At 41.1% G+C, this 23,244-nt stretch carries 10 protein-coding genes; 3 read left to right on the forward strand and 7 right to left on the reverse strand.

Features of this window, described 5'->3' with window-relative positions; all coding sequences use genetic code 11:
- Position 1: 1 nt before the first annotated feature.
- The 3 genes from F0919_RS07895 to F0919_RS18415 form a co-directional block, all read right to left on the reverse strand.
- Positions 2–3,568, reverse strand: a complete 3,567-nt coding sequence (locus F0919_RS07895; protein WP_150032214.1) for a hypothetical protein — start codon at positions 3,566–3,568, stop codon at positions 2–4.
- Between the two features lie 34 nt (positions 3,569–3,602).
- Positions 3,603–5,186: a hypothetical protein gene (locus F0919_RS07900; RefSeq protein WP_150032215.1), complete on the reverse strand. Its 1,584-nt coding sequence runs from the start codon at positions 5,184–5,186 to the stop codon at positions 3,603–3,605.
- 756 nt (positions 5,187–5,942) lie between these two features.
- Positions 5,943–6,083, reverse strand: a complete 141-nt coding sequence (locus F0919_RS18415) for a hypothetical protein (RefSeq protein ID WP_190277313.1) — start codon at positions 6,081–6,083, stop codon at positions 5,943–5,945.
- A gap of 127 nt (positions 6,084–6,210) precedes the next feature.
- Here F0919_RS18415 and F0919_RS07905 point away from each other — a divergent pair, with 127 nt between their 5' ends.
- Complete coding sequence (locus F0919_RS07905; protein ID WP_150032216.1) at positions 6,211–12,816, forward strand: GEVED domain-containing protein; 6,606 nt, start codon at positions 6,211–6,213, stop codon at positions 12,814–12,816.
- A gap of 83 nt (positions 12,817–12,899) precedes the next feature.
- On the opposite strand, the gene F0919_RS07910 is transcribed toward F0919_RS07905, so the two are convergent.
- The gene (locus F0919_RS07910) at positions 12,900–14,300 is read right to left on the reverse strand and encodes a NupC/NupG family nucleoside CNT transporter (protein ID WP_235903475.1); all 1,401 of its coding nucleotides are present in this window, start codon (positions 14,298–14,300) and stop codon (positions 12,900–12,902) included.
- Positions 14,301–14,482: 182 nt separating this feature from the next.
- On the opposite strand from F0919_RS07910, the gene F0919_RS07915 reads away from it, so the two are divergent.
- Positions 14,483–14,845 carry a hypothetical protein gene (locus F0919_RS07915; protein WP_150032217.1) on the forward strand — a complete coding sequence of 121 codons (363 nt, stop codon included), beginning with the start codon at positions 14,483–14,485 and terminating at the stop codon, positions 14,843–14,845.
- 108 nt (positions 14,846–14,953) lie between these two features.
- On the opposite strand, the gene F0919_RS07920 is transcribed toward F0919_RS07915, so the two are convergent.
- The 3 genes from F0919_RS07920 to F0919_RS07930 all read right to left on the reverse strand — a co-directional run bounded on the left by F0919_RS07920 (position 14,954) and on the right by F0919_RS07930 (position 22,106).
- Positions 14,954–18,934: a T9SS type B sorting domain-containing protein gene (locus F0919_RS07920; RefSeq protein WP_150032218.1), complete on the reverse strand. Its 3,981-nt coding sequence runs from the start codon at positions 18,932–18,934 to the stop codon at positions 14,954–14,956.
- A gap of 52 nt (positions 18,935–18,986) precedes the next feature.
- Positions 18,987–21,155, reverse strand: a complete 2,169-nt coding sequence (locus F0919_RS07925) for a choice-of-anchor L domain-containing protein (protein ID WP_150032219.1) — start codon at positions 21,153–21,155, stop codon at positions 18,987–18,989.
- An 87-nt stretch (positions 21,156–21,242) separates the two neighbouring features.
- On the reverse strand, positions 21,243–22,106 hold the full coding sequence (locus F0919_RS07930; RefSeq protein WP_150032220.1) for a sigma-70 family RNA polymerase sigma factor: 864 nt from the start codon (positions 22,104–22,106) through the stop codon (positions 21,243–21,245).
- Between the two features lie 356 nt (positions 22,107–22,462).
- On the opposite strand from F0919_RS07930, the gene F0919_RS07935 reads away from it, so the two are divergent.
- Positions 22,463–23,242, forward strand: a complete 780-nt coding sequence (locus tag F0919_RS07935; RefSeq protein ID WP_150032221.1) for a sensor histidine kinase — start codon at positions 22,463–22,465, stop codon at positions 23,240–23,242.
- Positions 23,243–23,244: the final 2 nt, after the last annotated feature.

Raw genomic sequence — 23,244 nt, forward strand, 5'->3', positions numbered from 1 at the left:
TCTAATCTTTTATCATGAATGCAGCCAATCCGGTGCCGATAGATAAATAGCTGAAACCAAAGTTACCAATAACCAACAAGGCTTTGGACTGCGGCTCCTCTACCGGGATAGCAGCACAGGCACATACTTTTCCTGCATCTTTCATCAGGCCGGTACTCAATTCAAATACCTGTTTCAATCCTTTCTTTTCTTTAAGGATAAATATGGGAATACGCAGGAATGCCCTGATGCCATAGGTTACGGCTTCAAAGGTCTTCAGCCCTTTTTTCTGCACGCCATCTCCTAACCAGAACAAGCCGGAGAAAATAACACCAAAACCCCCGAAAGCAGCAGCGCCTACTTCCAGCGCTACCAACACAGGTGAGCCCGTCATGGAAATTTCGCTGGCTTCTGCATACACCGAATAAGCGCCGGCCAGCAAGGCCAGGCCGGAGAAGAAGCCAAAGACTTTTGGTGCGGCTTGTTTGCCTTCCAGGTAAGCACCGCCAACAGACCATACATCCAGAAAGGATGTAACGGCAGGAATAAATATGGCTGCAAATTTGCCTACCTGTGTAACGGTATCAATCTCTTTGGCAAAATATTTTTTGAAGAGCGATATTTTTTCAGGTATTGCAATGTCAGATTGTATAACCGGCCTGCCTGCTTCTTTGTCTATTGCATCAACTTTAAGAATTTTCATGGCAATCGTTGCCGGCACTGCAACCAACATAGAAATGACATCGGCTACCGTGAAAGAAGTATCCAGTTCTTTGGATGTAATTAATTTGTAAAGATCTTCGATGAAAGGGAAGCGGATAGTACCGAACATCAGTTTGCGGAACAGCGAAAAAGCTTTTTCCATAAGTGTGAAAAGGCCATCCACAATCTTTCTTATAATATTTATAAGTGCGGTTACTACATCGAAACCTACAATTAATACAATTTGCTTTATCTTCTCAAAAGAAAGATCAGAGATGCTGAAATTATCTCCCAACACGCTTCCTACATTTCGTTTGATGTTATTGAAGGTTGTGGAAAGTTCCTGGAACAGACCACTCAATGTTCCGCTGATAAAACCCGTAAGGCTATCAAAAAATGCTTCCAGTTCTTTATCGATATCCATAGAGATAAGATAATTGAAAGCATCTTTTATTTTTTGCATGATCCATTGAAAGATACTGTTGCCGGTAATCTTATCGGAATCAGCTTTCGATTCGGCAGGTGTATTATCTGCTGCAACCTTGGCTATCCTGTCATCCTTTCCAAGATTAGGCACGTTTAACTGCTCGCGCAGGGTATCGAGATTGGCAAGCAATGTATCAATGCCACTCAGCGTTTTTTGCTTTAGCTTAGGAATATAGCCGCTCACTGTATTTACGCTGTTGGAAAGGTATTCTTTAATGGTATCTTTTACCAATAGAATATCCTGCCAGTTGAACAGGAATTTGACATAGTCCCACACCTTTTCTACGCCTACTTTTATCTTATCCCAAAGCCATGTAAAGAAACCGCCGATTTCTTCGAGCGTGCTAACGATAAACTTTTTAATGCTTTGGCCTACTTTACATACAAATTCATATACACTTTCTGCTGCCTCTGTTACTTTTCTTACAAGGAAGGTAAAACCTTCAGTTACTTTGTGTGCCAACCCTGTAAAGAAGTCTGCTATGGAATCACCCAGCCCTGCAATAAACTTTCCGGCGTCGTTGGCTATCCGGGCAAAGTCTATGCCTGTATCCTGTCTTAAGGCAATCGTTCCGTTTGCATTAACCTGCAAGCCTAACTGAAAATCAGAAGAGGTGCCAACAGCTGCCAAACGCGAGCTGAAAAAATCGCCGGCCGAAACTTTTTGAATGCCTGATACTGTGCCGGGGCCTGTGCTGATTTTAGATAACTGATTTAAGGTTTGTGTAACCGCCGTTAGTTCTTCATTATTACCATTGCGGTATTCATCAGGTAACAGATAAGAAGGGGTACCGGTATCCGATTGAACCGTTGCCTTTTGTAATTCAGATGCACTGATGTTTTTGAAAGTATCAAAGATGCCATTAGCGGGATTTACATCAATTGCTTCTTCAATACCATCTATTTTAAAGCGATAAGTTGCAGGCGTGAAAGATTTTGCCTTATCATAAATGGTTATAGATGCCATTTCATTAGTACTTATTTCATAGTCGGGTATGCCGGGCCCAAGGTAAACGGTTTCCTGATTGATGATAACGGCAGAAAGCACGGACGCTGATATTTTCACTTTATGTCCTGCCAACGGTGCATCCGCATCATCAAACAGACGGAAACAAGTGGAATAGCAAGTTACTTTCGTTACTTTATCACTGTCTTTTATGGTAAGCGCTGCTTCGCTCCAATTGCCGTAAGCCTCATCACGCATCAGGAAAAAGCATTGATGCCTGCGATTGATAACAAGCATAGATGCCGACACATTCTCATCACCATGCGCTAAAGCGATTTCTGCAATGTCCTTACGCAATAATAAGCTGCTCCAATGTTTCTCACCAGGATTGTAAGTAAACTGTTGCAGCTTACCTTCAAGATTTAAAGAACACAAAACTGTTTTATCGCCGTTTTCGGCTACCAATATTTCATTGATATTGGTAGCTTCGCTGGCGGGGGCAATTTCCTGTAGTACAGCATCTTCCATATCCATTAGTGTTTTAGCCGGAAGTACGTAAATGCCTGTCCCTCCGATGTAGAGACTGCTGCCATCTTCTGTTACCATGCCGGTTTCAATCACCATTGCATTTTCTGGGCAGGGTAGTTGAACACCGGGAGGGTTGGAGCCGGCTTTGCCTGCTGCCGTGATTTTTGGGAAAGCACGGAATACCAATCGCTGTGTGCCTTTACTTTTTCCCAGCACAAATAAACCTGCCCCGGTGTAAGATAAAACACCGGCCTTAAAACTGGTTACCTCATCAAAGTCTGTAACTGCATCGAAGACAATACATTTACTGAATAATTTTTCCTGCAGTTTATCACTGATCAGATAAAACTGCTCTTTCTGGTTTTCGTTACCTACCAAAACAGTGGTAACTGATTTCCCATGATGAACCATACGGATACCGGTAACATCCACGTTTCCACGTGTGCCGTAATCTGTCCATTTAATGTCATTCCAGTCTGCAGTTGCACTTTTGATATTATAAGCTATAAAAATACGGCTGCGCTGTGGCCCGCTTGTGTCAGCGCTGTCAGCAACGGCAACAGCAATGGAGATATTATCCTTCTCCGTATAATCAGCACCGACCGCCGTGATTCTCGCATCTTTTCCGAAAGCTACGCCGAGGTTATATTGTGTCCAGCCATTAGCGCTCCCGTCATGGATTACAAGAAACAATTCATGCTGTGTACCTATGCTGAGGAACATAGGTGTCACTACTGCATTTTTCTTATTGGGTATGGATATAAGCCTTTGCTGGTAAAGCGTACGTGGATTAGCACTGATGCTTTCTTTGCCAAATAGACGGGCGGCTTCCATATAATCCACCACATCAGTACCTATAGTAAGGTTTAATTTCTTCTCGGTGTCTTTTCCGATAGATATTCTTGAAACATTTGGTTGTTTTTCCATTATTATGATTTCAAAAGGTTAACAGGAAGGTGTTTTAAGCGGAATGATAAATAGCATCGATATATAAGTTCCCGGTGCTGGAGAAATGAGGGTTCTGATAAGAGAATACACCGCCTCCGGGTGGAATGAAGGCATGGTTATTCATTTCTATTTTCAGGTTGTTAAGCTTTGCTTCCAGAGTGTCTGAAATAAGTTTCACCATATCGGCTTGTCCCTTCCTTATCCGCTCTACGCTGGTTTCTCCGATAATATTCAAAGTTTTTAAAACAGATTCAAATGCCTGGGAAAACTCAATAAGCCCGCTGACATTATCTTCCTTCATTTCCACTCCTTTGAAATTGATATCAGCATCTAATTGAATATTGAATTTTTCGGGTTCCGGTTGCCGTTGTCCGTTCACTGGTGTATCCCCTTTTATTGTAATTGATCCGGAAAGGCTATTATGGCCTTTGAGGTGCAGGTGTCCAATATCCTGTGAGAGTGTCGTCAGGTCAAGGTACAATTTGGTATCAATAAAGCCTTCGATTTTAATTCTGTTTGTACCCGGCACTATTTCCATGTTGACTTCCCATTTGTTCTCATTGTCATAGCTTGCGAAATAAAGTCCCAGATCCTGCTTGCCTGTATTACGTTTCGAATCGCTGAATTTATAGCGAAGGTTTTCATAAGATATATTATCTGCACCCAATACCTTCAGGATATATGGGATGAGGTAAAAATCAAAGTAGCTTTTCTTACTGATGATCATAGCTCCATTCAGCAGTTGGGTTTCACCGTTCATCAGTTCCGGTTGTATCCAGGGGGACGTGATCAAAGAGCGGGCTGCGTTTATATCATTTGGCAATGGATTGTCAGATAACATTCCCAAATAGTCGAGTGTTGAAACAGCAGGATGCGTATGTACATGGAAGATAAAATCCGTCAGGGCGAATGTAGGTGTTGATTTACGGCTTGTGCGCCTTACCACCGTTCCTAATATGAACTGATCATTCATTTCGCCTTTCAGTAAATTGCCAATGGCACGTTTGGCAACAATCACGGCGTCCTCATTCGCGTTCTTAGGAATGGAAGAGCTCCTATTGTCAATAAGCATAGTATCCACATTAGTGAACTTCATAAACAGGTATTCAATAGAGAATACGGAATCACTCAGGTCTTTCTTACTTTCTTTCGCACTGTCGATTAGTTCATTAGCTTCCTGAAAAGCGCTGGGATCTATCTTCTTAAGCGCCTCCATATCAACAGGCTTCTTATCCAGATCGGCTATAAAGCTAAAGTTCCAGTCTTCTATAGTCTCTTCTTCAATACCATCATCGCCACGATAGAAAACAGTACCCTCATCTAAAGTGAGCGTTACCAATACCTGACCAAATTTTCCATTTGGTACATTCAGGCTGATTTTAAGCGGAGCAATGGTACTTTTAATACCTTCTCTTGAAGGTGTCTGCACACCTGTTTTTTTGTCCACTTTAGTAAGGAACAGCGAAATTTTGTTATCCCATTTTTTACGGGCTTTCCAGGAAGCCCAGGCTGTTTCCAATTGTGTGTTAATCGCATCTTCAGACAAACACATACAGAGATCGAATTGTACCAGCGAATTGTGTGAATCAGAGTTCATTTATAATATCAAGTTAAGGGGTGACGAAAAGAGTTTTCTTTTAGAAAAGATTGTGTTAGTCCTGAATATTCAGCACGAGATGTATAACATAGCTTTGTTTAGCCGCAATTTATAGAGTTGAAATGCCCGGACTGGCGAGTAGTTGCTGTATAGGCAGAAAGGTGATTATTCTTCCGCATCGTAAAAAGAATTTTTTCTTGGGTTCGGTTTAAATGGTTGGTGTACTGATATTTACAGAGTAAACTGGATACCAAAGTAAAAATAATCTTATAATAAACCTTATTAGTGTACTCATTATTTATTACAATCTTAAGAAGGAGATATTCAATGTTTATTTCCAATAATGAAAACATCTGAAGCTATTTACATCCTAAATAACCTATAACCTCCTTTTGGTATTACTTAATCGTTAATTGTTTTAACTTTTAGTCGCCATTTACATGTAGGTGCAATCTTGATTTTGACAACGCATTGATTCATGTGTTCTCTTTAAGTATTAGTACTAATGATAAATTGATATCGGGAGCGATTGCTGAAACGTTTGTTTAAACTAAAGACTGAATGATAAATTGTTAATTAATTAACTTGTAATTAATTTTAAGACAGAGTCATAATTGATTTTGTGATGCTAACGAAATAAAACCCTTCCATAAATAGATTCCTTTTTATAATAATTATTTCAGCATCTGATATTTTCTGAATCGGAAAAGCATTTATACTGATATTCCAATTACAACCGCATCAGTGTGCAGTTCTTTACATAAGCATAGATTTGAATTGCATATTTGTAATAGTGCGTTGACCAATCGTAATACAATAACCAAGTTTTTCAGTTTTATTTTTTTGAATCGGATTTAAGCTTCCGGGTTTGCCCGTTTTAAATTCTTTTACTGCCATTTAAAGATGTTCTCATCATCCGGCAGATTGATTATAATGTTTTAATATTCAACCGATAAACATTTGCTATAAACCCTATCGCGATGCTATTCTTGTTGAGTGTTCATCTTTTTAACCATTTTTTCGAATGAAGAATTATTACCAAAAGCAAAAAAACTATTGGCGAAAGCTGATTCCTTTGATTGCACTGCCCGTGGCAACAATCTTCTCTGCACTCTCTGCAAAGGCCCAGACTTATTGTAATCCGACTTATCCCAGCGGATGTGGTAGTTGGGGCGTGTATGGAACAAATTCAGTGATTATCGGATCTTTTATGGCCAGCCCAGCCTCGTGTAGCAATGGCAGCGTCAGTACAACAGTCAGTTTGAATGCCGGTGTAAGCACCTCTGTTTCCATAATAACACATGGATGGATGAGTATCGGGATTGCCGCAGATTTCAATAATGACGGCGACTTTCTGGATGCAGGTGAGCTGCTGGCTTTGCCGGATTATGCTGCAAGTGATCCGCATACCTATCCTTTTACTATAACTGTCCCGCCGGATATCATCACCGGTAATTACCGGTTAAGGATCTGGAGCCGTTCGGCAAATGGCGGCGGCGCAGGTAATGGTGAAGTTCCCTGCGGTGCTTTTGGTTATGGTAATTATCTGGATTATACTTTAGCCGTAACCAATACTGCTACTTGTCTTCCTCCTTCTTCTGCTATTACCATTGTACCCGCTTCAGTAACAGCTGCTTTAAGCTGGACTGCAGCAACAACCAGTCCGCAAAGTTATGACTGGAAAATTGTGGCCAATGGCGGTAACCCTATTACAGATCCGGGCGTAACATCCGGTAACGTAACAGGAACAACAGCCTCTGCTTCGGGGTTAACATCGTCAACTACTTATCAATTATATGTACGTTCCAAATGTACCAGTGCGACAGATACCAGCGCATGGACTTTAGGGACTACTTTCAATACTCTTTGTGCCGGAACTCCTACCGGAGGAACAGCAGCAACAACAGTAACGCCGGTATGCCCTACCACTTCTTTTACATTGAGCTTAACCGGTAATACTACAGGGCCCGGCATCAGTTATCAATGGCAAAGCTCACCTGCCGGAGCCGGAACTTTCACTAACATTTCCGGGGCTACGACTTCTTCTTATACGGGTACACAATCTTCCGCTAAAGATTACAGATGTTATCTGGTTTGTGCAGGATCAGGACTCAGCGATACATCCGCTCTGATTAATGTCGGACAAAGTCCTGCTACATCTTGTTATTGTGTTCCTACCGTTACCTCATCAACTTCATATTACATAACCAGTTTCTCAACTACAAATGGCGCTACCAATATAACCAATAACGGTACAGCCGCCAGCGGTGCTTATATCAATTATTCAGCAACTATGTCTGCCAGTGCCATACAAGGCAATGTGGTGAATTTTTCTCTTACCGGAAGTTCTGCTTCAGAAACAAGAGGTATATATATTGACTGGAACCAGGATGGAGATTTTGATGATGCCGGAGAAAATGTTTATTCAAGTGCATCAACCTCTTCCGCTACTGTAACAGGATCGTTTACAGTGCCTTTTTCTGCTGTAACCGGCAATACAAGGATGCGTGTCCGTACCAGCTATTATTCTTATGTGATGGCTCCTTGCGGCGCTATCTATTATGGAGAAACAGAAGATTATGCCTTTAACGTTATTGGTGTATCGGGTGTCTGTGTATTCCCAGTTAATTTTAGTGTAACAGGTTTAAGCAATACAACTGCTACTGCTCATTTCAGTCCTCCGCCCGCAGGTAATACACCAACAAATTATATTTATGAATTGCGCACAGATGGTACTGCTGCAGGCTCCGGATTAACCGGGTTATTTAGTGGTGGTACTTCTACAGACACAACATTGTATTTTACCAGTCTTTCTCAGGGTACAAGCTATACATTGTATGCACGTACTTTCTGTAGTGCCGGCGATACCAGTTCATGGGTTTCCTATTCTTTTGCAACTACATACGATACGCTTACTTCTGTGAGCTTTGCAGGGTTTAATGCCGATGTTATAGCTAATGGCATTGGCGCGGCTTCTACCTCTACAACCAATGATGTGGACGGTGCAAGCTGGGCATTGGTGGCAAATAGCTTTAAGGCTATATCTACAAATGCCGCCCCGGCCAACTCTGTTCCTAATAACAGGATTGTTAAAAATGGCCTTAGGAAATATATTCTCAATTTTTATGATAACAATAATTCCATAAGAATGCCTAACGGCAGTTCCGGCACAGCCCGGTTCCTTGCTTCCAAACGGGCAAACAAAGTTAACATCATGGGTGTCAGTGGTTCAGGTGCATCTACCACCACCACTACAATTTATTTCCATGATGGTACTACTCAGGTAGCAACGATTGGCTTCCCTGACTGGTATGGATCCGGCAATAATGTTGCATCTGCCGTTGGTCGTGTGAACAGGACCAATAACAGTCTGGAAACAGGGCCTTATCTTCATGATACAGCAATCAGTATTCAGACTGCCAAGCGTTTAATTCCTATTGACAGTATCAAATTCAGTAATGCAGGACAAACTATGAACGTATTGGCTATCGGTATTGTGCCGAATACCAATCAGCCTTGTCCTTTGCCTGCTGCTGTTGGCGATACTTCCAATGTTACAGCTTCCGCAGCCACTATATCATGGACAGGCAACGGAACAAATACCAACTATCAGGTTAGCTATGGCGCGCTTGGAACTTATGCAGATAATGGTACCATTGTAAGCATAAACGGAAATACCGGAGCAAATACCTACACTATTAACTCAGGCTTATCTGCTGCTACAAAATATCAGGCATTTATAAGGACAGATTGCGGTAGCGGCTCTTATTCTGATTGGGTTGGTCCTATCAACTTCTTAACATTAGCTAATAACTGCAGCGGAACTCCTGCAACAGCGGCCCTGACAGCCACTGCGACAAGTGTATGCCCTAACGTCGCTTATACTTTGAACGTTTCAGGCATAAGCTCCAATAATGGTATCTTGTTGAAATGGCAGTCATCACCCGCAGGACAAAATACATGGACTACATTAAGCACTGTTACGCCAACTATCGGTGTGAGCAATTATTCTTATGGTGTTGCTACACAAACAGCTGGCCAGGATTATCGTTGCATAGTTAATTGTACATTGACAGGTGACTCTTCTGTTTCCAATGTTTATACGGTTAGTCAGAATCCGCCTACACAATGCTATTGTACAAATACTTATACTAATACTACAAGCGGTTATATAACCAACTTTACGACAACCGGAGGTATAACTAACATTTCAAATTCAAGTACAAATGTACCCGGCGGATATAATGATTTTACAGCTATGCAGGTTTCTGCGGTAGCTAATACTTCATTCTCATTCTCGGCTACAGCTTTCAGTACGGATCACATGGGTATCTTTGTTGACTGGAATCAGGATGGAGATTTATCGGATCCGGGTGAATTTGTGTATACGCAAAATACAACTTATGCTTCATCGTTCAGCGGAACTATTGCTATCCCTTCAAACGCAGTTCCCGGGCCTACCCGTATGCGTGTGAGATTGGCGTGGTCCGGTAATGTTACAGATCCATGCGCCGTAATGACATATAGTGAAACGGAAGATTATACAGTTAATGTTATTGCCCAAACTGCATGTGCAGGCGCTCCGGCACCGGGTAATACAATTTCTTCCGCTTCCAGCTTATGCGTCAGCGGAACAACCAATCTTTCATTAACTAATAATTATATCACTTATTCAGGCATCACTTATCAATGGCAATCCTCGACAAATGGTACAACCTGGGATAATATGAACGCTGCTACCGGCATTACTACAACATCTCCGACAATTACGCAAACCACCAGTTTCCGTTGTCGTTTGATTTGCAGTGCAGGTCCTGATACCGCTTATTCTACACCGGCTCAGGTGGTGGTTAATGCGCTGCCAACCGTTGCCATTTCTCCGGCTCAGGGTGCGTTTTGTACCAGTGGTAGTGCTACTTTAACAGCCTCCGGTGCAAATACTTATGCCTGGACTCCGACAGCATCTTTAAGTGCCGCAACCGGTACTTCTGTTGTGGCAACACCTACTGCGATCACTACTTATACCGTAACCGGTACTGATGTAAATGGTTGTATTAATACAGGAACTGCAACTGTAGGGCCGATAGCTGCCTTTACTCCTACTGCTGTTGCAGCAAATACATGTGGCGCTAATATACCTGTTACAATTAATGTTACACCTATTGCAACAACTGACGGCACTATGGAATACTCGCTTACAGATACGGTCGGAACAATAATTGGTAACTGGCAGGCCGGCACATCCTTTACTGTTACACCTACTGTAGGCGGTGGTTATAAATACTACGTATTCGCAAGAAGTACAAACTGTACAAGCAGTGTTTCTGATACTGGAACCGTAACGTTCTATGCCGGATTTGTTGCGAATGTTACTACAACAAATGCTTCTTGTGCCAATGGTGACGGAAGTTTCGTAGTTGGAAATGTTCAGGGGCCCGGTTCAGGAAACTCCGCGGCTGTATGGTATAGCAATGACTTTAGTTCGTCTACTTTAAATACGACATATGCTGAATTAAAAGGAGGTGCCAGCATTACCGGTAACCGCCTTCTTTTAACACCGAATACCACAAGCCAAAACGGAGGTTTTGTAATCAAAAACCCAACAAGTATCAATGGTCATCTGGATAGTGTAAAGTTCATTTTGACTGTTCCTACAAGCGGAGCTGACGGACTTTCCTGGAGCTTTGGAGATAACCTTGTATATAGCACTACCGCCGGCCTTGAACAAGGTATCGGTGATAAATTGATTATCTCCTTTGATGCTTACGGTACCTCCGGTACAAGCATAGCAGGTATATATCTTACCTATGGGCAGAACAATGCTACACTTGGTGGTATCAGTACAACTACGAGTTCAACCATGTTAGGTTATTCCAACAATACAAGCTGGAGAGCTGCATCCAATAAACAAGTAGTTGTTTCTATTTCTGCGAGCAACAAGCTGACGCTTACCGTAGGCGGTACTGTTATCTTTAATGCCGTACAGTTACCTGCAGCTTATACAAATGCAGACAAGTCAAGCTGGACACAGATTATAGCTGCACGTACGGGTGGTGTTGCAGAAGAGCATACCATTGATAATCTGGGTATTTATTATAATGGACTGAGCTATACTTATGGTTCATCTCCTGCTAATTCAGGAACAGTGCCTTCTACATGGCAGCCTTCTCCTGTATTCTCAGGTTTAAGCGGCGGTGACAGCCTGGATATATGGGTTGCCAATCCTGCAAGCCCTGCAACCTGTAATAAATTCCTGGGAACTTATGGCATTACATCACCTGTTATGGCATCCATGCTTGACTCTGCCGACCCACTATGTGTCGGTTCTGAAGATGGCTATGTTTTATTGAAAGTGAATGCCGCAGGAACCTATAATGTTTCTTACAAGAAAAATGGCGGCGCCACCATCACTCAAAATGCATTGGTTTCCTCAAATGACGGCACAAATGAATATGTTGCAGTTATCCTCGGACAAGGTGCTTATACCAACTTCAAAGTGGTAAACACGGTAGGTTCATGCGTTTCAAACACTATTGCAGGCACTACGACATTGACGGCACCGGCCGCTACAGCAGTACCTGTATCAAGTACAACCTCGGGTGCAATGAACCAACCGGGAGCAGGTACCCAATATTATACTGATGCTTCCTGTGATTTGATTGCTGCTGTTACCAGTGCAAACAACCTTGGAACCGTTACTGCAAACGTAACAGTAGGTACACCTGCTGCAACTCCGGGTGGTGAGCCATTCGTAGGAAGGTATGTTGATGTAGTTCCAAGCCAGAATGCGAATCTGCCTGCAACATTGAAATTATATTTCACCACCGCAGATTTCACAGCTTATAACAACGCTGCATCCGTTGGTACGACTTCTTATCCTGCTATCCTGCCGGATAATTCAAACCTTCGTATCAGGGCATTCCACGGCCTTCCTTCATCAGGCACAACAGGGCCTAACGGCACTTATGATGCAACGAACTCAGACATATTGCTTCCGACAAGCGTTGTATGGAATACCAATGGATTCTGGGAAGTAACAGTTTATTCTCCAAACGGTTTCTCCGGTTTCTTTGCCAACACCACTATCGGTTCACCGTTGAATATCACAATCGGCAAAATAGCTGCACATAATGAAGGTGCGGTGAATATTGTAAACTGGGATACGAAAACCGAATCTGCAAATGACCGTTTCATTATTGAAAGGAGCAGCGATGCCAGGACATTTACAGCAATAGGTACAATGGAAGGCAAAGGCAATGCGCCAAGCGATTACAGTTTCACAGATACCAAACCATTCAACAGCATCAATTACTACAGGTTGATACTGATGAATGCCGACGGTTCCAGACAATACAGCAATGTTGTTTCTGCAGAAGTTAAGAACGGCAATACTTTCAGGTTGAATGTATTCCCTAACCCTGCTTCCACAGAGGTTTCCGTAAGTGTTTCGGATGTTATCGGCAAAGGTCAGGTAGAACTTACGGACATTACCGGAAGAGTGCTTGTATCGCAGTCAATAAGCAATAGTACTACAATTTCATTGTCCCTGAATGGCCTGGCAGACGGCATCTATCTTGTGAAATACCATGATGATGCAAATGTTCAAACCGTTAAGATCAACAAGAAATAAAATTTAGTATTCTTAGTCTTTGTAGTGGAGAAAGCCAAACTCAATACGAGTTTGGCTTTCTTATTTAGATGTCTTGCTAAATATCACATCAGTATTCCGACTATGCTTGCTGATAAATAGGATGCCAATGTACCGCAAAGCAAGGCTTTTAAACCTAAGCGGGCAAGGTCTGCACGTCTTTCGGGTGCTAATGCGCCGATGCCTCCTATTTGCATCCCGACACTGCTGAAATTGGCAAAGCCACAAATGGCAGTAGTTATTATAGCCAGGCCTTTCGGAGTTTTAATAAACCCGGGAATGGAAGTGAGATTCTTAAAAGCAAGGAATTCATTTACTGTCAGCTTCTGGCCAAGCAATGTAGCCGCATTATTAATATCGCCATCGGGAATGCCCATCGCCCATGCTAACGGATAAAACAGCTTTGCAAATATCCAATCCAGGCTTAAGTTGAAAGCCGGATTGAAAATATGTCCGACATGCAATAAACACCAATCTACTAATGCTATCAAAGCCATAAATCCAATAAGCATTGCAATTACATTCATTGCAATTTTAAAACCATCAATCGCGCCATGCGAAATGGCATCAATCAGATTCGTGTATTCATTTTTAAGTTCAAGTTTGATTTTGCCTCTGGTCTGTGATTCTTCTGTTTCGGGAAATACAATTTTTGAAATTACCAATGCGCCGGGAGCGGCCATGAGACTGGCCATTATTAAAGTGGGGGCAATATCCATTCCTGCTTCGGCTCCCATATTGGAATATACAACAAGGATACCGCCTGCAATACATGCGAGACTGCCGCTCATAGAAGAAAGGAGTTCACTTTTCGTCATTCCTTTAAGATAGGGACGTATCATAATCTGTGCTTCTATCTGACCAACGAATGCACTTGCTACATTGCTTAATGCCTCTGCACCACTTACCTGCATGATATAGTTCATACCCTTTGCAATAACGGCAACGATAGCCTGCATCAAACCGATATAATAAAGAACGGCGACCAGGATACATACCAGAATTATAATAGCTGTAATATTAAAAGCAAAAACAAATCCGTTACGTGAATAGTTATTATGCACAACATATTCGCCGTTTGCGTTGATGACAGGTGTGGCAATGCTTTCCGTCATTCCGCTTCCGCCTCTTTTTAAGAAATAATGTATTTCCCGTAAACCATCTTTATTAATAACAGTATCGATACGGATTTGGGATGCAGGATATGTGCCATTGTCTACTACAACACCTCCATATACAAAATCAGTTCCTCTTTTTGCAAATTGCTCTATCTTCTGCATGCCTTTACCCAAAGTGGAAAATGTATGCCTGACCGGCTGTACCTGAAGAATCAGCACTGCAATAAATAACTGTAAGGCAAGCCCGCTGAACACCAGGCGTAAGTTTATTCTTCTTTTGTTGTTGGAAAACAGGAAAGCAATTCCGAGTATGAGTACAATACCTATCAGGCCTGTAAAACGTTCCATTAATACCAATATAAATTTATGAGGCCGCCAAAATAGGCATATTGTGCGCGTGGTAATAATATCTTAATGTGAAGTTTTTGTAACCCTGACGGTTTAGCTGCAGAGAATAACACTCTTTAAAAACTTAACATTGAAACAGCTTAAGCTATATTATCTTTGTGTTAAGTTTAATAAAAACCAATATGCAAAAAAACGCCAAAAACGCTCCTGACAAAAAGGTTCTAAGTCTTGAAATCAAAAATCAACTGAACCAATCACTGGGTCATCTGAAAGAACTCTGGGGAGAAAAGAAGTTCAATAATAAAATTGATGAAGCAGTAAAGCTTTTTACTAAAGGGTTTAAAAAACCTGAACAACCCAAAAAAGAATCTGTTAAAAAAGAAAAGAAAGTGACTGTTAAGCCAATGATGGTCACAGAAAAGAAAACAGTTAAGAAAGATGAAGTAACGAAGGAAAAAGAGGCTGTTGCTGAAGCCATTCCGGCACCAAAGAAGCAATCTCCTCAGAAAACTGTTAAGAAGAGTGCCGTCAAAAGTGCAAAATAACAGCCTTTTATATTTCATATAACTTAACGGCACAGACTCAAAATATTGAATCTGTGCCGCATTACAGGTGTTCGTAATTTTTAGGATACTATATATCCGGTTCTGCCGTTACCTGACTAATGTAATTCCTCCTTTCAGGTTTACCGGTTCTCCATTGGTACATTTGCCGGAAATGAAGTAGTGATATGTTGATATCGCTGCAGGTTTGCCATTAATAGTTCCATCCCATCCCTTTTCTATATCAAAGGAAGTAAAGATATTCTGTCCCCATCTGTCAAAAATGTGCATCACATATTCTTTTGGATGTCCTTTGGTTTTCGGTATAAATTCATCATTCAGGCCATCTCCGTTCGGACTAAATGCATTAGGTAACCAGATGTCGCAGCAATGTTGCGCGTCAATCACAATTGAAGCCGTGTCCCTGCAACCTTTCGCGTCTATCCCTTCTATTGCAATGGTATTTTTAGGATCAATCAGCAATGCGTGCAATGCATTATTATCCTGCTCTCCAAAGCCCGTTACCAGGTTAAATGCAGACGCGCCTGATTCCAGCAATAATACAGAATCGCCGATACAATGATTGAGCACTTCTGCTTCGGTTAACTGCACATTTGGTAAAGGATTTACTTTAAGCATTATATTAATAAGTGAATCACACCCTGCTTTATTCTTAAATGTAAAAGCATAAGTACCGGTTGTAGTATAATGCTGCCCATCAAAATGGAATGTATCCCCTTCGCATATTTCTCTGTCAAGATTATAAGTTCCACTGGTTCCTATTATGATATTTATATTCCGGACAAGACTATCACAGCCCAATGTGTTTCTTAAAGTATCTGTGAATGATGTGCTTGTGGTATAAACTGTGCCTTCAAACACAAGACTATTGCAACCCATTGTATCAATAGTCTGAACCAGAGGCGTATTATTATTGATAACAATATTTACAATTCTGTAAAGGCTGTCGCAACCCAGTGAAGTGTGGAACGTATCTGTCAATGTAGTAGTTGAAGTATAAAGCGTGCCTTCAAAAAACAAGGAACCACAAGAAGCCGTATCTATTATAGTTGTCGGCGGTTGCGGACTTACATATAAGTTAAGATGAACCGTACTGTCACAACCATCTGCAGAGGTAAATATTTCAGTGTAATTTCCCGTTGTTGTCAAGGCCTGGCTTCCTAAAGTATAAGTTTGGCCATAACATATAGCATTACTTATGTTTGTAACAACCTGAGGACTTACTGTGAGATATAGTGTTAGTATGCTATCGCAGCCGGTAGCAGCAGTAAACGTTGCATTATAAGTTCCGGAGGCATTCAGTACTTGTGTTCCAAGTGTATAGGTAGTTCCATAACAAATCGTATCGTTTATCGTATTGCTTATCAGAGGGCTGACTGTAAGATTTAATGTAACAATACTATCACAGGAAGTTGATGCAGTAAAGGTTTGATTATAAGAACCGCTTGCCGTATAAACCTGTGCTCCCCAATTATAGGAAGCACCATAACATATTGTATCAGATATGGTATTTGTGATTACCGGAGTCACATTCAATATCAATGTCACATTGCTGTCGCAACCGTTCATGGCCTGAAAAGCGTGATTATATGTGCCGGCCACACTTATTACTTGCGTGCCAAACAGATAAGTACTGCCATTACAAATAGTTGCATTAACCGTATTGGAAATAAGCGGATACACGTACAGATGAAGCGTAACAACACTATCACAATTAGTATAAGAAATAAAAGTATGGTTGTATGTCCCTGTAGTCGTAAAAGATTGCCCGGCCCAGTTATAAGTTGCCAATGCGCAAATGGTGTCTGCAAAAGTTTTTGTAATTGCAGGACGCACAAAAAGATGTAACGTTACTGTACTGTCGCAACTGGTATAGGAAGTAAATGTGTGATTGTAAGTTCCTGTCGTCGTAAACGATTGTCCTGCCCAGCTATACGTTGCAGATGCGCAAATCGTATCTGCAAATGTTTTTGTAATTGCAGGTCTTACGAAGAGGTGTAACGTAACTGTACTGTCACAATTTGTATAAGAAGTAAAAGTGTGGTTATATATTCCTGTCGTTGTAAATGATTGACCTGCCCAGTTATAGGTTGCCAGTGCACAAATGGTATCGGCAAAAGTTTTTGTAATTGCAGGGCGAACAAAAAGATGTAACGTTACTGTACTGTCACAACTGGTGTATGAAGTAAAAGTATGATTGTAAGTACCTGTAGTTGTAAAAGATTGTCCTGCCCAAGTATAAGTTGCCAATGCGCAAATGGTATCAGCAAAAGTTTTTGTAATTGCAGGACGCACAAAAAGATGCAACGTTACCGTACTGTCGCAACTGGTATAGGAAGTAAAAGTATGATTGTAAGTACCTGTAGTTGTAAAAGATTGTCCTGCCCAGTTATACGTTGCCAATGCGCAAATGGTATCAGCAAAAGTTTTTGTAATTGCAGGACGTACAAAAAGATGTAACGTTACCGTACTGTCACAATTGGTATAAGAAGTAAATGTGTGATTGTAAGTACCTGTAGTTGTAAAAGATTGCCCAGCCCAGTTATAAGTTGCCAATGCGCAAATGGTATCTGCAAAAGTTTTTGTGATTGCAGGCCTTACAAAAAGATTTAAGGTCACCACGCTGTCACAACTGGTATAGGAAGTAAAGGTATGATTGTAAGTACCTGTAGTTGTAAATGATTGCCCGGCCCAAGTATAAGTTGCCAATGCGCAAATGGTGTCTGCAAAGGTTTTTGTAATTGCAGGACGCACAAAAAGATGTAATGTAACATTACTGTCGCAACCTGTATAAGAAGGGAATGTCTGTGAATAAACGCCTGTTGCAGTCAGGGCCAGGGACTGCCAGTTATAAGTTGCTCCGTAACAGGCGGTATCTGCAAATACATGTGTTATTTCAGGACGTACAAAAAGATGGAAAGTTACAATACTGTCGCAACCTGTATAAGAAGGAAATGTTTGAAAATAAGTACCCGTTGTATTCAATGTTTGGGATGCCCATGTATAGCTATCTCCGAAACAAGCTGTATCAGCAAATGCATGCGTAATTTCAGGCCGTACAAAAAGATTCATCGTTACAGTGCTGTCGCAACCTTGTGCAGAAGTAAATACCTGCGAATAAGTACCTGTTGCATTAAGCGTTTGTGTACCCCATGCAAGGCTTTCACCATAGCATATAGTATCTGCAACATTTGATGTGATAGCGGGGATGATAAGTACGCTGACAGCGTTACTGGAAACGGCCGCCGTTGACGCACAAGGTGCATTGCTGTTCATTTCGCAAGTAATAACATCAGAGCCTGTCAGTGTATTATCAGAATAGATATTGCTATTAGCTCCTACAGTTGATCCATTTTTTTTCCACGTATAAGTCGGTGCAGTGCCCGGATTTACAGGCGCAGCTGTGAAAGTTATATTTGTTCCTGCACACAGCGGTGGCACGGACGTGCTTGATGAAATAGTCAACGAAGGGACAGGTAATGGTGTTACAGTTCCATTCACAACCAGGTTTGCAGTCTGACAGGTTCCTGTCGAGGCTCCTGCAGCAAAGTAGTAAATCCGCACTTTCAACATTCCGGAGCAAACATACAGCGGTGTGCTTAATGTCCAGCTACCTGAACTGAAGCTACCACAGCTATTATTATTTGGAGCATAATCCGTTCCGTTATTAAACCATGTAGTACCACCGTCAATACTGTATGCCAACCTTGCTTTTGTCGGCCCTGTGCCACTTCTGCGCATACTTACAGACATTGAAGTAACTTTTATCATGTACCCGGTATTAGGTGTGATATTTACGTTCAAAGCCGGACTGCTGGCATTGGCAGGATTAAATGTAGCGAAAGAAGGATTGACAGTAATACCGCTGATGCCTCCTCCATTGCTACATGGAGTATTGGATCCCCAGGAACCAACCGTTGCCAGAGTTGATGCAGTAAGGTTCGCAGCAAGCGATGCGTAAGCACCATTTGTGGCATTGGAATAAGTATAAATAGATTGTGCTTTTGCGGGTATAATTACCGTAAGTAAAAGGCACAGCAGACAGACGAGCTGTAAAAATTTCTTTTTCATAATAAAAAATGAAAGACACTCCCGGTTTTGAAGCTTTTTAATATAAGAGGGTTTATCGAACAACAAGGACTTCTCCTTTCTTATTCATGACTGTTCCGTCTTTGCATGTATAGGATATGTTGTAATAATAATTGCCCATATCAACGTTCACTCCGTTGAATGTGCCGTCCCAGGGTTTGTTACTATTTTGGTGATATACAAGCTGGCCCCAACGGTTAAATATTTCAACATTCATGATCCTGCTTTCTGCCTTCAACGAAATTTCAAATAAATCATTTTTGCCATCGCTGTTAGGTGTAAATACAGAAGGAATGAATATGAAGTCATCGCAACAGCGTTCTACAATTATGGTCAGTTTAGTCCTCTCGCTTTCACAGGCACCATAAGACTGAGAGACATAATAATCTTCATTACTTTCTCTTGATGTATTAACATCCGGCTCTGCTATTGGCTGGCCTCCCACTGCATCCTTATACCATTTAAGGTCATTACCTGTAACATCAATAGGTTTCATTTTGCTGTTAAGACATATTCTTAGTGGAGAAGTTACTTGCGGAGGCAATGGAAACTGAACGATATTAATATAAACGGAATCTTTTACAGAACCGCAAATTCCGCCGTCTACGGTAAAAGTATAAGTACCCGATTGAGGTATGACAGGATCCGGAAGAGATAACTCTCTGTTTGTTGTACTAAATCCTTGCGGACCATTCCATAGATAAGTAAAATCAGTATTATCGGGAACTATAGCCGGATTAATCAGTATGGGGGAGTGTTCACAAACATTAATGTCGCTTCCTGCATCTGTAGACCATGGTGTAACCAGTACATTAATAGTAACATCACCTGTAAGTGTGTCACAACCACTATCAGGAATATATGCACGCATAATGTAAGTCGTATTTTCTTCAGGATCTGCGATAGGATTTTTAATGTTTTCATTATTTAACCCCTGAGAAGGCGTCCATTTATAAGTAAGGTTATCGTCGCCGTCAACCTGCATTTGAAATGTTGCACCCTGACAAATTGTTGTATCCTGAGAAAGCAGAATAGCATGTGGCGCATCAAAAATCTGCATTTCAACAGAATCAATTATTTCAGTCATGCCATTGCAGCTATAAGGAGCATTCAGGTAAAGCTTAAGCGTTTTCATTCCTGAAGGCGGCGTTATGAGTCCGCTTATCGAAAGTGCCGCCTGTGTTGCATTTGCAGGAATTGTTATAGTATTTGTAATAGCTGAAAAATCTATTCCGTTGACTGCCGTACCGGAGATCTGATAAGAAAGCACTTGTGGTGTCGGTTTTGCAACGGAGCGACTGAATGTAATGCTGCCTGATGAACAACCTTTGTAGATAGATGGTATGCCTGCAACATTTACAGCACCTGCAATATCAAGACCAAAACTGGCTGACTGCAAGCTTCCTGCTTTAATGAAAACCCCTGAATCGTACAAGCCGTTCAATGCATCTGCAATGGTAAGTTTCAAATGATAAGTATCACATGGGTTAACGGCATGAGAAGCCACCAGGACATTTGTCAGCCCGCGATAAGCTACCGTAGCGCCATTCTGATTGTTGTTGTAATAAGTTGTGAATGGCGCTCCCGGTCCCATGGAGGTACAATTGACAATATTGCCATATAGCCCGGGAGTGCCGCTGTTAATGGAATTGACCGCAACCGGAATGGTAGTGCCGGGCACTTGTGCCATATTTTGCAAGCCTGATATTCCGGGACCTGAAATGAAAAATGCAAATGCATCATTATAAGGCCCGCATATAGAGTTGATATACTCTTCAGAACCAAATACATAATCGAACTTAATTGTATCTCCTTTTGGTATCAGATCGAACTGTAGTATACATGCATCGCGAGTTGTAGCAGCTCCGGATAGCGCCTGTAACGCAGGATCGCCATTCGTATTGTTATTAGAACTGGTAAGCCCGGGTTCGCTTCCTGCAACAAATATGGCCTGACCGGTAGTAAGTAATATACCTGTGTCTATGCCAAGATTGCTGGCCACAGCGGTAAACTGTCCGTTTGCCTGAGCAGCACATGTAAGCGATGCATTGATAATTGTAATACCTGAGCCCGCAAGACTTTGTGCCAGCGTATTTGCGCTTTGTGCGGGTGTAATAGTAAGCTGCCCAAAGCTGTGGTTGCAAGCTAACAGCAAAGTCATGCATGTTGTTACAACCTTTAGTAAATATAGATGTGTTTTCATAAGAAATATTGGGAACTGGATGCTGAAAAACCCGGATTGTTATTTAAAATGCTTATTACTTTAATATTGTGTTTGAACAAAATGATGCTATAAATAGGATCTCAATAGATTAAGCCGGTCACTCTTCTTCAGAGCTTCCAAAGCCTTGTCTTTAATTTGTCTTACGCGTTCTCTTGAAAGATCAAAGCGACATGCTATGTCTTCAAGAGGCATAGGGTTTTCACCTCCTATGCCGAAGTATAATATCAATATATTACGTTGTCTTGCAGGCAATGCATTTAAGGAGCGGATAAGGTCTGTGTTTAATGATTCATCGTGTGTAAGTGCTCTGTCAGTATTGGCTGCATTGGAATTAATTAATATATCCATTAATGTGCCTTCTTCGTTTTCAATAATAGGCTCATCAATACTTTTGGGCTTAAAAGTTGTACTGAGCAAGTCTTCCACCACATCTTTCTTTAGTTGCAGATGTTGTGCCAGTTCAGCGACAGAAGGAGTGCGTTCATATTTTTGTTCGAGGACATTGTATTCTCTTGTAAGCTTATTTTTAAGAGAAACTTTATTGAGTGGCAGGCGTACCAGACGGCTGTTCTCGGCCAAAGCCTGTAAAATAGATTGTCGAATCCACCATACAGCATAAGAAATAAATTTGAATCCCTTTGTTTCATCATACCTTGAGGCGGCAGTTATTAATCCTACATTACCTTCATTGATAAGATCACTTAAACTAAGTCCCTGGTTCTGATATTGTTTTGCAACTGATACAACAAATCGAAGATTGGCCATGGTTAACTGTTGCAGCGCTTCCTGATCTCCATTCTTTATTCTCTTTGACACTATTTCTTCCGCCTCCGGAGTAAGCATCGGCACTTTTGAAATTTCCTGTAAATACTTTTCCAAAGAGTGGCTTTCTCTTATGGTAATAGATTTGGAAATTTTCAATTGACGCATGGACATAATAATTGTAACTTTTATAATGCTGTATCAGAAGACCGAGGTGTTATTATTTTCGTTTGAGAAAAAACGACTATTAATAATCACATAATATCAGCACTCAGATAATGCAATTTCTTTATTTATAAAAGCATGTTTTAACAATGCTCTTTGATGGACAAAATTACTTTGGCTTGTATCCCTGGCATATAATCCGTTAGTTATGTAAATATTTTACAAACATGTAGATACGCTGTTAATCAGTTAATTGAATCATTGATTTTTTATTTAGTAACACAACCATAATACTCAAAAATCTATATGCTTTGAGCTATGATTATTTTTAGATTATCATTTGATATCAATGCTGTTAAATGGGTCTTTTAGTGGTTAATTTCGCAGTTGCTACAACTATAAATCTGTTCTCTAAATCTTTTAAAAACATAAAAGAAGTGCCGTTCTCAATCAAGTATTTTTTAAATGGAAACTATCATTCCGGTATCAAAAACAAAGTCGAGAGGCTTCGTCTAAAATCCTTTTTTGAAGGAGAACAGGAAGAACGGGCAAGAGTAGGGCGTGAAATCCATGATGGTATCGGCGCTATGTTATTAACCATGACCCGCCAGTTGGAAGATTACAGGTCCAGGCATCTTACGAATGAAAAGGATAAAGAGATTGAACTTATTATTTCAACAATCCGGGCAACTACAAAAGAACTCCGCAACACTGTTCATAACCTTATACCCGAAGCGATAACCTTGCAGGGACTGGAAGCAACTATAGATAATTTTTGTAAGGAAGTAAGCAAAGGAAAAGGATTGGAGATTCAGTTGTATATCAATGGTGACTGGGCTACGGTGAATCAAACGATCTCTTTTAATATATTCCGTATTGTTCAGGAATCCGTTCACAATATTGTAAAACATTCTGCTGCAACAATTGCGGCTATTAATATTGTGTTATCAGAAGGAGATGTTAAAATAATAATAGAAGATAACGGTAAAGGCATAAGCAGACAATCAGACCGTAAAGGAAACGGACTCAGGAACATAAGCTGGCGTGTAGAATCATTGAAAGGCATCATGAGCATTGAATCATCAAAAGGTAAAGGAACTATTATTCATATTGCCATACCATATAAGCCAACATTTTAATG

This window comes from Taibaiella lutea, assembly GCF_008629695.1.
GTDB lineage: Bacteria > Bacteroidota > Bacteroidia > Chitinophagales > Chitinophagaceae > Taibaiella > Taibaiella lutea.

What these genes read in the sequence shown, in the direction of transcription:
- F0919_RS07895 (WP_150032214.1), bottom strand. Translation starts at nt 3,568, where the DNA reads ATGGAAAAACAACCAAATGTTTCAAGAATATCTATCGGAAAAGACACC.
- F0919_RS07910 (WP_235903475.1), bottom strand. Translation starts at nt 14,300, where the DNA reads ATGGAACGTTTTACAGGCCTGATAGGTATTGTACTCATACTCGGAATT.
- F0919_RS07915 (WP_150032217.1), top strand. Translation starts at nt 14,483, where the DNA reads ATGCAAAAAAACGCCAAAAACGCTCCTGACAAAAAGGTTCTAAGTCTT.
- F0919_RS07925 (WP_150032219.1), bottom strand. Translation starts at nt 21,155, where the DNA reads ATGAAAACACATCTATATTTACTAAAGGTTGTAACAACATGCATGACT.
- F0919_RS18415 (WP_190277313.1), bottom strand. Translation starts at nt 6,083, where the DNA reads ATGGCAGTAAAAGAATTTAAAACGGGCAAACCCGGAAGCTTAAATCCG.
- F0919_RS07920 (WP_150032218.1), bottom strand. Translation starts at nt 18,934, where the DNA reads ATGAAAAAGAAATTTTTACAGCTCGTCTGTCTGCTGTGCCTTTTACTT.
- F0919_RS07905 (WP_150032216.1), top strand. Translation starts at nt 6,211, where the DNA reads ATGAAGAATTATTACCAAAAGCAAAAAAACTATTGGCGAAAGCTGATT.
- F0919_RS07900 (WP_150032215.1), bottom strand. Translation starts at nt 5,186, where the DNA reads ATGAACTCTGATTCACACAATTCGCTGGTACAATTCGATCTCTGTATG.
- F0919_RS07935 (WP_150032221.1), top strand. Translation starts at nt 22,463, where the DNA reads ATGGGTCTTTTAGTGGTTAATTTCGCAGTTGCTACAACTATAAATCTG.
- F0919_RS07930 (WP_150032220.1), bottom strand. Translation starts at nt 22,106, where the DNA reads ATGCGTCAATTGAAAATTTCCAAATCTATTACCATAAGAGAAAGCCAC.